Here is an 11,804-nt window from a genome sequence, read left to right on the forward strand (position 1 = left end):
AATAACCAAGAAACGATTAAATCAAGATATTATCACACGCTAATTAGTATTGAAATTGAGGAAATTGACCAGTGGTTGACCAAATAAATTTTAAACTTTTGCTTTAATTTTATAGCCTTGGAATTTAATAATCACAATTTTTTATACATAGTTCAATACCGTGTTCGGCACAATCGGTATAGTCCAATATTCATTCTCAAAAATGGTCTAAATAGCGTAGTCTTTTAAACTATTTTTGTGAATCCAAAAAATCTTCCTATTTATAATAAGGCTCTATAATATTTGTAGTGGGTAAATCCCCTATGGATATTATGGAGCTTATTTTGGTGTAGAAAAAAAGTCCCATAAGATCTATAATGAAAAGCGACCAAACCATCATTAGAAAGAATCATATGGAACAATTACATTTTATCACAAAACTACTCGATATTAAAGACCCTAATATCCAGATTCTAGATGTCATCAATAGGGATACACACAAGGAAATCGTCGCTAAACTGGACTATGACGCCCCGTCTTGCCCTGAGTGCGGATGTCAAATGAAGAAATATGATTTTCAAAAACCGTCGAAAATTCCTTACCTCGAAACGACTGGTATGCCTACCAGAATTCTTCTTAAAAAGCGTCGATTCAAGTGCTATCATTGCTCGAAAATGACGGTCGCTGAGACTTCTATCGTCAAGAAAAATCACCAAATTCCTCGTATTATCAACCAAAAGATTGCTCAAAAGTTGATTGAAAAGACTTCTATGACTGATATTGCCCATCAGCTATCCATTTCAACTTCAACTGTCATTCGTAAGCTCAATGACTTTCACTTTAAGCACGATTTTTCTCGTCTTCCAGAGATTATGTCTTGGGACGAGTACGCCTTTACCAAGGGAAAGATGAGCTTTATTGCACAAGATTTTGACAAGCTCAATATCATTACTGTTCTTGAGGGAAGAACACAAGCTATCATCCGCAATCACTTTCTTCGCTACGATAGGGCTGTTCGCTATCAGGTGAAAATCATTACTATGGATATGTTTAGTCCTTACTATAACTTGGCTAAACAGCTTTTTCCTAATGCAAAAATTGTACTTGATCGTTTCCACATTGTTCAGCACTTAAGCCGAGCTATAAGTCGGGTTCGTGTCCAAATCATGAATCAATTTGAGCGAAAATCTCATGAATACAAGGCTATCAAGCGCTATTGGAAACTCATCCAACAAGATAGCCGTAAACTGAGTGATAAACGTTTTTATCGCCCTACTTTTCGCATGCACTTAACGAATAAAGAGATTCTAGACAAGCTTTTGAGCTATTCAGAAGACTTGAAACACCACTATAATCTCTATCAACTCTTGCTTTTTCACTTCCAGAATAAAGAAGCTGACAAATTTTTCGGACTTATTGAGGACAATCTGAAGCAGGTTCATCCTCTTTTTCAGACTGTCTTTAAGACATTTCTCAAGGACAAAGAGAAAATTGTCAACGCCCTTCAATTGCCCTATTCCAACGCTAAATTGGAAGCAACCAATAATCTCATTAAACTCATCAAACGAAATGCCTTTGGTTTTAGGAACTTTGACAACTTTAAGAAACGAATTTTCATCGCTCTGAATATAAAAATGAAGAGGACATCAATTGTCCTCTCCAGATGTTAGTTTTTATTCAACCCACTACAGTTGACAATGAGCCTATAATAAGAAGATTTTTGTATTATTCTAATTTTTTCTACGTACTGTTACAAGTCCAAATGTTCCAAGAATTGCACCGAGTACCAACATTGCAACACTTGATGACTCTCCTGTATTTGGTAATGTTTTTGCACGTTCTACTCGTGAATAAGTTGTCTTATTTGATGCTTGTTGTTGACTTGTGTAAGTCTGACCTTTTGTGATAACATTTCCTTTGTTATCAATAGTAACGTTTTTATCACTTGCATAATCTTTATTTGATTTATCATTATTGACTTGTGGACGATCAACGTTAACTGGTTTTTCATCAGTAGCTGGTTTTGTTGCACGTACAACAACATTCCCTTGTGTATCGATAGTCACTTCTTTACCTGCATCAAGAGCTTTCTTCAACTCGTCAACATTGACAGTAGGAAGAGTTTCAGCAACTGGTGCATCTTTAGGAACAGCAACAATTGTTCCGTCAGGAAGTTGTTTCACAATGCTATCTTTAGCATCTTCCTTGACAAGTGCATCAAGATTCAACTCAGGAAGTGTTTCAACTGTTGGTGCTACTTTAGGGACAGCGATTACTGTACCGTCAGGAAGTGTTGCAACAACGTTTTCTTGAGCTTTTTCTGCAAGGTCAACGAGTTTAGCATATGTTGCTTCAAGTTCTGCAAGTTTAGCTTCTTCAGCTTTTTGTGCAGTCAACAAGTTTTCAAGCTTAGACTGTGCCATTTCTAGGTCAGATTTAGCGAGTTCCAATTTGACACTAACGGCTGTTCTAGCTTGTTTTGCTTTAGTTAGAGCAACTGGTGCGTCCAAATATGCTTGCAAGGTTTCAGCCAATTCTTTAGCTTCTTTAACAAGAGCATCTTTTTCAGCAAGAAGTTTTGTAACTTGTTTGTTCAAGTTGTCTAGTTTAGTTTCTTGGTCTTCAAGTTTAGCTGAAGCATTTTCAAGAGCTTGTGACGCAATTGTTTTAGCCGTTTTAGCTGATTTAAGTGCGTCTTGAGCCTTTTCAAGAGTAGCTTTCTTGTCAGCTAGACTTGCTGAGAAGTTAGCGACTGCTTCATTTGCTTGAGCTTCACGTTTCTTAGCATTTTCAAGAGCAATGTTTGCCAAACGTAGGTTGTTTTCAGCAACTTGAGCTTGCAATGGCGTAGCCATTGCGTCTGCCAAGACTTTTTCAGCTTCAGTTTTCAAGCTAAGTGCGCTTGCGTAATCTGTTGAAGCTGTTGTTAAAGCATTCTTAGCATTTTCTGATGCAGTTTTAGCTTGTTCAAGGTTTGATTCAGCTGTTGCGACTGCTTTTTCAAGAGTTGCGATGTCTGTTTTGTCTTCGATGACTGTATCGTTGTCAAAATTATAGAGACTTCCGAATGTTGTAATCATCCAATATTTACCATTGATGTTAGCAACAGTTAGAGCAACAGTTTTGCTGTTTTCATTAGACAAGTTGTTGCGTAGATGCTCCCATTTAGATGGTTCATCTTCGAATGAAGATAGTTTGAATGAACGCATTACTGAGTGTTTGAGTGCATACATATTAGTTACTTGATTACCGTTGCTCATTGGCATAAGGTTTTCAAGTCCACCTGGGATGTGACCAGCTACATTTGGGTCAAGAGCACGTTCTTCATATTTCTTAGCAACTGATTTTGAATGTTCTAAGATTTTTTGTGTAGTTTGAACGTTTTTGCTTGAATTTTGACCAAAATTATGTTTCAACTGAGTTACAAGTTTAGCATAGAACTGGCTGATTTCCACTAATTGGTTATCAGTTAGGTTATTTAAATCGATTGGACGATTTTTATCAGCTTCGCTGATTTTGATGGTTGAAGCATTGACCATGTTTACTGCGGATGCGCGTAGAATTTCTCTAGTAAGTTCGTTATCCTTATTTTGCCATAAATCGTAAGCTTCTTTAAATGTAATTTCATTTAAAGATGTACCAAGTGATTGACGTTCTTTTTCAGATAGTGCAGACAATGGTAGTGTTGGATTACCAATTTTGACAATATCAACATTTTTGAGTGCGTCTTGAGCTTTTGTTAACTCGTCTTGAGCTGTTTGCAACTTAGCGTCTACTGATTCAGCATGTTGATTAGCGGTTGTTAATTTTTCTTTCGCCAATTTGACAGCATCATTTTTAGTATTCACATCAGTTTCAGCTGATTTGATAGTATCTTCACGTGCTTCATCAGCTTTTTTTGCTGTCTTGAAAGCATCTTCAGCTTCAGCGACTGTAGCTTCAGCATGTTTGACACCTTTTTGAGCGTCTTTCAAGTCGTTTTCAGCTTGAGTAAGTCCAGTTCCGTCAAGTGCAGATTCTGCATTTGCGACTGTTTGTTCAGCTGTTTGGACATCTTTTTCAGCTTGGTCAAGATTTTCTTTAGCTGTTGCCACGTCTGATTGCTTTTCAGCAAGAACAGTAGTCTCAGCTTTGATTTGTTCGTTTGTAGCTTCAGTTGCTTCTTGGTTAGTAGTTTGTGCGTCAAGGTTCTTAGCTTGAGCTTCTTTTACTTGAGCAACTTTTGCAGGTGTTACTTGAGAAGCAATTGCTTCAGCATCGTTAACAGCTTTATCTGCATTAGTATATTCTGTTTCAATTGAAGCAACAGTAGCTTCTTTTGCTTGAACATCAGTTTTAGCTGTTTCAACTTTAGCTTCAGCATCTTTAACAACAGCTTTTTGTGCATTAAGTGCAGGTTCTACCGTAGAAGGTGCAGGAACTTGGCTCTTTTCAAGTGGTTTCACTTGTGACTTAGCAACAAGAGCTGGTTCATTGACAGCAGTGTCAGCAGGTACTGAAGTCGTTTGAGCTTCTTGAGCAAATGCAGTTCCACCAACTGATGCAAGCGCAATAGCTGTTGAAGTGGTAATTGTTTGCAGTTTCTTCATCAATTCTCCTTTAAAAACTAATAAAGTGAGCTTTTTTATAATTTTACTACACTATTCTATCATTTTTTAGTGTAATATGCAACACTTATTTAATATATAAGTGTAATTTGTGCTACTTATTATTTATAATTTTTATCTTTAAAATAATAAATAAAGGTAAAAACTATGAATCAAAATAACTTACAAACTTTCATTGCCAAAAGAATTAGATATTTGCGATTAACCAAAGGAATTAGCCAAGAAAAACTTTCTGAACTGGCTGGCTTAGGTTCTAAGCATATCCATAACATTGAAAATGAAAAATATAATTTTCAAATACAAACACTAAACAAAATTTTAATAGCTCTTGAAGTAGATGAAAAAACATTTTTTAATTTCGGTTTTCCAGAAAAGAGTAAAGAAATTGAAAATATTATCAATCAACTTGAACAAATACCAGAACCACAAAAAACAGATATAATTGATGCAGTAGCAACCCTATTAAATAACATAAACAACCGCTAAGAATGAAATCTTAACGGTTGTTTTTTTTACATATCTAATTTTTTCAAATCTGCGGTCATTTGTTCAGTAGATAATATAGTTTCTTCTACTTTCTCATCTGATTCCTTAAAATATTTTTCATCAAATTGAACAAAATCAAATCCATATTTGAATAAAGTTTTGTTGTTCTTTCGATAGCCTAAGCGTTCATCTTGTTTTCTTTGAATCTTATCTAAACCATTTACAAATTTTGAAACTTGTTCAACTATCATTCTTTGTTCTTCCTCTAAATAATGTTCTAATACTTGCCCATCTTCTAGTACTAGTTCATTCAAGGAGTTCTTTTGTATAGTACTTGCTCTATATTCTCTATAATCCGCATTCAAAAATAAATTTGAAGTCTGATAAACCTGAATCCCTAGTGAATCTTCTGTTTTCTTGTTATCAAAAATAACATCTTCATACACTCGTTCTGCAAAATCAATTATTCTATTATCTAATTTTTTCAAACAATAGTTTTTTTCAATAAAGAATTCTTGAAATAGTCTGTAAAATTTTTCTTCCACTTCATTTTGATAAAGTCTTGAAATAACTTTAAATAAATTCTTATCAAAAATATCAAATGCAACAATACCATCAGATAAGTCTGCTTCGATCTCTTTTTTAGCTAATTCACTTGAAAACAAGACAGACTCTTTCAAAACTTCAAGCATATTTGATTTCAATTGTTGCTCTCTAATTGTTTTAAAATCAGATGTGCTGATAGATTCAAAAATAATTAAATAAAAGAGACTTGGAAGCAATTTCTTCCAGTTTTCTTCATTACCCCATAACAATTCTGAAACACTTACATTCATATTCTTAGCAAGCAACTCTAAAATATTGTCAGACAAATGAGTTCGACTATCTTTCATTAATCGACTCATTTTTTGTTTAGCTGTGTCTTTGTTTCCGCCGTAATATGCAAATATATCAGATACTTCTCCAATTCTTTCGTCATGCAAAAACATATACCAATAATATTTCAGTCCTTTTTGCAATTGTTCATCTTTGAAGATTTTAACCTTTTCAGGTACTGCATCTATCGTTGCACGTTTTACAAATTCTACTGTGTTTTTAAACATTTAATTTCCAACTTTCTATAAGTTTATATTTTGAGTATAACACAATAGATTGTATATAGCAACTGTTTCGGTGGTTTATTTTTTAAATTATTCTATACAACTATATTTTTCTTTATATACTGGTTTTTTAGGTTGCATAATTATAATAGTTGTATGAAATTTATTTGATTTACCGTCTGTTTTATTTCAACAAAATACAATTTGTTTTTTGATATACTTATCTTGTGAATGATGAATCACTTAATTTCATTTCATGTCACATGTTTAAAATAGTTGTATGAGAATGTTTTTAAATGTCTGTTTTCTCTCTCAATCGACAGTCAATTTTAATCATGATACACTTGAAATGTAAATAAGAAGGTTCAAATATTTACAAGAAAGATTCAACGGAAAGAACTAGCTTGAAGCTAGTAAAGGTTATACCAATGTCACAGGTTAATGACAAATTATTGCAAACAGGATTGTTTGGAAGCAATTCAAAACAATCAGAAGGTTCAATTGTAAACGATCGTCGCATTGCCCCATTGCTCACAAACATCTCAACTTGCGTAGCTGTTAGCGTTACTGAGCCACAGCCATTCTTCCCAATTATCGGTTTTGAGAAAAATAGTAATGGTAAAAACGCCCCAGTCTTTTCAGACAAATCAATCGGCTACGAAGTGTTTCTTTCGATGCCTCGCGATGACGGTTCGGTTAAATTGATTAGTCTTGTTGTTCCAAGTTTGGAGATTGCGAACAAGATTCAGTTTAGACATTTATATCAGTTAGTCAATCCCAGAGGAAAAAACAAGTATAAAAGTTATGATGTTATAGAAGTTTGGGCTGAAGATGTCAACGAAGTTAGTTTAAAGTAAAGAGGAAATAGATATGCAAGATATTTATAAAGAATTAGATGATTTATCAGCTTTAGACTTGCCCATTGAACTACGAAAGATTTTATCAGCATACATTAATTCTGAAATTGAAGGACGAGTTTCATCTTTTATTAATTTGAGTTTGGTTTACTCAAACGGTCGTTACACTGATTTCATTCGTTCGTATATGTATTTTGAACTTATGCGTCGTAAGATGTTAAATGAAATGGAAGAGATTTGTAGGTATTTATGATTCGGTATAAATTAAATAAAAATACGGGTCATCTGATGCCAACCTTGCCAAGCCTAGTAACTCTACTCCAATTTTTTGGAGTTGGGTTACTATTTGGTGGTGGTATTATTCGATGGCTACTATTTAAAGGAACAGAGATTGGGATTTTTAGAAGTGAAGCACAGCCTGGTTTGAATTTAATAGTGATTGGAATAGCTGTCTTGCTTTTTACGAATATTGTTTTACTGGTTCGGTTTGTTTTGAATTTATCAAAAATTGGTTCAGTATCTCGTTACTATCAACTAAGATTGATAGAACGACAAACACACAAAGCATTGTTAGATTCAGCAACTGCGAATCGCAAAGTTGGTAGCAAATTTATCGATGTTAGTAAAGCGCATGCCGACTTCTTGAAGTCGAGCAGGCGCATATCGGTTAAAATCAAAAAATTAGCTGATCAAACTACTGACGATTTAGAAAAGTTTGCGGAAATGTTATCAGCGTGCTTAGTGGGTAAAAATCGTTCTTTAATTGTTTTAGATTATTGGTTAAGTGAAGATAATACAGAGTTCATTTACTTATTAGATGATATTGTAGAAGCAAAAGCAAGGCAGCTCAAACCAAAGAAGATAAAAGAATTAAAACCAGATAATGATTTTGAAATAACAGTTGAAGAAGGTTTGACATTCTCATTGTTGAAGAATATACATGCTTTAATTATTGGTAACACGTCAAGTTCAAAGACAACATTCTTAAAATCGTTACTTACTCAAGTTTTTATGTTTGATTCAGAAGTTGATTTAACAATCTTAGATGTTAAATCTGAGTTCAGTTCTTGGACTTTTCTTCAAAAAGGTGTGATTTTATCTGATAGTGATGAAATTTTAGCGTATTTTGAAGAGTTATTAGAATTAGTTATGAAACGTGAAAAAGAAATTGCGAAATTGTCAGCACGGGACGACATTACTGGAGCAACTTTTGTTAATTTCGGCAAGGAGATGAAAATGAAGTTGTGTGTTATCGAAGAGTATTCTGCGATGCTATCAAGTATAACGGATACTAAGATGAGAAAAAGGGTTCAAGATTTAGTCTTGTCTATTGTTTCACGTTCTCGTTCGAGTGGTGTCTATATCTGTATCTGTATGCAACAACCAAGGGCAGAGTTGCTCTCAACAGCAATACGAGACAATTTAGGTGTTCGTATTTGTTTATCAAACGGTTCCATCACAGACGAATTAGCTAGAATGGTGTTTGGAGAAACAGATAATATTGATAATCATGCGCCCAGATTTTCAGGCTATATCATGACTAGTGATGGACAGTTCAGCAAACCCAGACGATTTTGGAACATTAATCTACACGAACACGGTTTGGAAAAAATTAGTACATTTAAACAAGCGTTTTTATACGGTCAGAGATTAAGAAAAAAGCGTAAATATGGGGCATTAGCATTCAGGGGGGTCTAGTAATGACCCCCATCCCACCCCTTACGGGGTCAACTATAAAATAATTAAAAAGGAGCTATTTTACTATGATTCAATGTGATGTTGATGAAATTTCATTTGTTTTTTTACCTGATTTTAACGAGATGATGTCTGATTATGAAGCATTTGCTTCTAATATCTGTTTAAAAATTGATGAATTATTGGAATTAGAAAAGTACACAGTTAATTTCAAGTTAAATGAAAAAGGTTTTGCAGGCTACAATCATATTATCAATTTTGATGAATTTGAAATTTTGTTATGTTTTAACACGGACAGTCCAAGAATGGGAATTTTTCTCAAATTCTCAGGGCAAGGTTTAAAACATTATTTGAAACGACGCGAAGAAGATAATCAAAAAATTTCGTATCGTCAATTAGTTCAAAAATTTTTTGAATTAGAAAATTATTTTAGCGGTAGTTGTAGAGTTTCAAAAATTGATTTTGCGATTGATTTTAAAGATGAAGGTTTGAAAGTAAATCAGATTTATCAAGAATTAAATAAGTCAATAATAAAATCAAAATATGTTGACAGTGTTACAAATACAATTAAATTGAGAAAAAATCAGTCAAATGTCCGTACTATTAACACAAATAACAGAGCAGAAACGATTTATGTCGGTAGCAAAGCAAATAAAGGAAACTCACTACTGTTAAGAATCTATGATAAAAAATTGGAACAGGAGCAAAAGAAAGGCATCTATTATGACGAAGCCTTGAAATGTGATGATTGGGTGCGATTTGAAATGTCAATTAGGCAGTCTTACGCTAACCAAACTGGTTTAGATATTTTAAAATGTAGAAATGATAAAGAACTATCGAGCTTGATTTTTCAACGATTTACAGATAAGTATTTATTTTTCAAAAATGATGAATTATGGGATATTTCAAAGGTTATGTTGGAATATGTTTCAACTGATTTTGATTTATTGAGGTCAAAACCAAGAAGAAAAAATGATTTATTATCTACCTATATTTACTTATTGAAAAACAGCGGTTTAGAATCATTTCTATACAAGATTGATAAAATTTACGGTAAAGAAGCAATTCAGGAATTTTTCAAGCATGTTTTGATTCATTTCAAAACAAAGTACAAACCCTCACCAGACACGATCATTTTTCTAAATAATAAAAAAGATGAACTAATGAAAGAAAAAGAGCCGTGGCGTGTATTCAAGTAAGACGATGAAAGGAAAATTAATATGGGAGATAAAATCTCAATCAAAATAGACAATTTGGAAGTACAGTTGCCTACTTCTCATATTATAGTAGAAAAAGATGAATATCTTGATTTAAAAAACAAGGCTTCACAGGGGAAATATATGAGCTTATCCGAGGTTTTAGAGATGATTTCAGTATCTCGACCGTGGTTATTAGAAAATGTTCTCTATCGAGCAGATATTCGCTCAAAAATTGATATTGATAAAAACAGAGATGGGTTTGTGAAATATCCAAATAATCAGGGCGGACGGTACTACTTCTTAGCAAGCAAAACGAAACAATTTTTTGAAGAAAATTTTGCAGAAATCTTTAATTTATGATACGATAATCAAGATAATATCTTGGTTATCGTCTTTAGAAAAGAGGTAATCATGTCTGTTTCATTCAGAAAACGAGGTAAAAAGAATTTATGGGATTATAGAATTTTTGATAAAAATAAAAAGGTAGTTGCTTCAAATTCAGGCTTTAAGACAAAAAGAGAAGCTGAAATTGAAGCGCTAGCCCTGGAGCTAAAATTGATTAATGGTGCAATAATTGATAAAAATATTACATTCTATGCCCTTTGGGAAAAATGGTTAGAATTAACAGTTAAACCACTCGGAAAAGCTGACTCTACATTTAATAAACATTTATTGCGTGGTAAGTTTATCAAAGAATATTTCAAAGACAAACCAGCTTTGAAAATTAAAGCAAGCGAATATCAAGGTTTTATAAACAAGTACGCTGAAACAAATTGTCGTGACAATGTTAGTAGAATGAATGCGGAAATTAGAAATGTGATTGTATTTGCGAAACGAGATAAGCTTAATATAGAAGATTTTACTGAAGGTGTCATTATTTCAGGTCGTCCCCCTAAAAAAAGAAGAGATGAAAAATATATTCATAGCTTTGATGACTATCAAAAACTAGTAACATATTTAGAAAATAATCTTGATTTAACAACTTCAATTGTACCGTATCTTTTACTAATTCAACTAAAAACAGGAATGCGTGCAGGAGAGGTTGCAGGTCTCACATGGGATTGTGTGTTGTGGCAAAGTTCAGAGATCAAAACTTATAGACGATATGATACAGCTAGAAAACGGTGGGCAAATCCTAAAACTGAAGAATCAATTCGTACAATTCCTGTTGATAATGATACTTTAACTATTCTAAAAAAATTAAAACAAGAACAAACTGTATTCATTGAAAACGGTACAATTATAAATAACGAAAATATGATTTTAGTAGATTTGAATTATAAGATTGTAACAAATGCAGGAATCAATAAGCATCTAAAACAAATTTTAAAAGATTTGAAAATTTATCCTCAAACTATGACAAGCACAGGTTTGAGACACACGTATTGTTCAACAATGTTAGCAATGGGTGTTGATATTTGGGCAGTTTCAAAGTTAATGGGTCATCGAGATATTAAACAAATAACTGAAACTTACGGCCATCTTATAAAAGAAAAAGCAGAAATTGAAAACAATAAAGTTCGTTCAGTATTAACAAGTTTAGTTAAAAAAGAGAATTGTTGACCATAAGTTGACCAAAGCAAAAAGAAACATTGATTTAACAATGTTTCTTAATACTATATTATACCGGCGGCCGGGGTCGAACCGGCACGTCCTTGCGGACACTGGATTTTGAGTCCAGCGCGTCTGCCAATTCCGCCACGCCGGCAAATAGTAACTGGGGTAGCTGGATTCGAACCAACGCATGAGGGAGTCAAAGTCCCTTGCCTTACCGCTTGGCTATACCCCAATAATATAAAATAGGCGAGTGATGGGGATCGAACCCACGCATGCCAGAGCCACAATCTGGTGTGTTAACCACTTCACCACACCCGCCATAAT

Annotated in this window: 10 protein-coding genes and 3 tRNA genes; 8 read left to right on the top strand and 5 right to left on the bottom strand. The window is 33.6% G+C overall.

Annotation, left to right across the window (positions count from 1 at the left end):
- Positions 1–392 precede the first annotated feature (392 nt).
- Positions 393–1,649, top strand: coding sequence for an ISL3 family transposase (locus AAFQ93_RS00740; RefSeq protein WP_375555366.1), 1,257 nt, complete (start codon positions 393–395; stop codon positions 1,647–1,649).
- A gap of 60 nt (positions 1,650–1,709) precedes the next feature.
- Here AAFQ93_RS00740 and AAFQ93_RS00745 read toward each other — a convergent pair whose 3' ends face one another.
- On the bottom strand, positions 1,710–4,568 hold the full coding sequence (locus AAFQ93_RS00745) for an SEC10/PgrA surface exclusion domain-containing protein (protein ID WP_375555367.1): 2,859 nt from the start codon (positions 4,566–4,568) through the stop codon (positions 1,710–1,712).
- A 165-nt stretch (positions 4,569–4,733) separates the two neighbouring features.
- Between AAFQ93_RS00745 and AAFQ93_RS00750 the strand changes: the two genes are divergently transcribed.
- Positions 4,734–5,072, top strand: a complete 339-nt coding sequence (locus AAFQ93_RS00750; protein ID WP_375555368.1) for a helix-turn-helix domain-containing protein — start codon at positions 4,734–4,736, stop codon at positions 5,070–5,072.
- A gap of 26 nt (positions 5,073–5,098) precedes the next feature.
- Here the strand turns inward: AAFQ93_RS00750 and AAFQ93_RS00755 are convergent, their stop codons facing one another.
- The gene (locus AAFQ93_RS00755; protein ID WP_375555369.1) at positions 5,099–6,175 is read right to left on the bottom strand and encodes a hypothetical protein; all 1,077 of its coding nucleotides are present in this window, start codon (positions 6,173–6,175) and stop codon (positions 5,099–5,101) included.
- Positions 6,176–6,576: 401 nt separating this feature from the next.
- Between AAFQ93_RS00755 and AAFQ93_RS00760 the strand changes: the two genes are divergently transcribed.
- The 6 genes from AAFQ93_RS00760 (at position 6,577) to AAFQ93_RS00785 (ending at position 11,486) form a co-directional block, all read left to right on the top strand.
- Positions 6,577–7,029: a hypothetical protein gene (locus tag AAFQ93_RS00760; protein WP_375555370.1), complete on the top strand. Its 453-nt coding sequence runs from the start codon at positions 6,577–6,579 to the stop codon at positions 7,027–7,029.
- Between the two features lie 13 nt (positions 7,030–7,042).
- Entirely contained in the window at positions 7,043–7,282 is a 240-nt protein-coding gene (locus tag AAFQ93_RS00765) for a hypothetical protein (RefSeq protein ID WP_261040764.1), read from the top strand.
- Entirely contained in the window at positions 7,279–8,727 is a 1,449-nt protein-coding gene (locus AAFQ93_RS00770) for an FtsK/SpoIIIE domain-containing protein (RefSeq protein ID WP_375555371.1), read from the top strand. The genes AAFQ93_RS00765 and AAFQ93_RS00770 overlap by 4 nt, the downstream gene beginning before the upstream one ends.
- Before the next feature lie 65 nt (positions 8,728–8,792).
- Positions 8,793–9,923, top strand: a complete 1,131-nt coding sequence (locus AAFQ93_RS00775) for a replication initiation factor domain-containing protein (RefSeq protein WP_375555372.1) — start codon at positions 8,793–8,795, stop codon at positions 9,921–9,923.
- Between the two features lie 21 nt (positions 9,924–9,944).
- Positions 9,945–10,283: a DUF771 domain-containing protein gene (locus AAFQ93_RS00780; protein ID WP_375555373.1), complete on the top strand. Its 339-nt coding sequence runs from the start codon at positions 9,945–9,947 to the stop codon at positions 10,281–10,283.
- 51 nt (positions 10,284–10,334) lie between these two features.
- The gene (locus tag AAFQ93_RS00785) at positions 10,335–11,486 is read left to right on the top strand and encodes a tyrosine-type recombinase/integrase (protein ID WP_375555374.1); all 1,152 of its coding nucleotides are present in this window, start codon (positions 10,335–10,337) and stop codon (positions 11,484–11,486) included.
- Positions 11,487–11,547: 61 nt separating this feature from the next.
- On the opposite strand, the gene AAFQ93_RS00790 is transcribed toward AAFQ93_RS00785, so the two are convergent.
- The 3 genes from AAFQ93_RS00790 to AAFQ93_RS00800 all read right to left on the bottom strand — a co-directional run bounded on the left by AAFQ93_RS00790 (position 11,548) and on the right by AAFQ93_RS00800 (position 11,798).
- A tRNA-Leu gene (locus AAFQ93_RS00790) sits at positions 11,548–11,631 on the bottom strand.
- A 9-nt stretch (positions 11,632–11,640) separates the two neighbouring features.
- Positions 11,641–11,712, bottom strand: a tRNA-Gln gene (locus tag AAFQ93_RS00795).
- A gap of 13 nt (positions 11,713–11,725) precedes the next feature.
- Positions 11,726–11,798: transfer RNA gene (locus AAFQ93_RS00800), tRNA-His, on the bottom strand.
- Positions 11,799–11,804 lie beyond the last annotated feature (6 nt).

The organism is Streptococcus nidrosiense, from assembly GCF_042140045.1.
Lineage (GTDB): Bacteria > Bacillota > Bacilli > Lactobacillales > Streptococcaceae > Streptococcus > Streptococcus nidrosiense.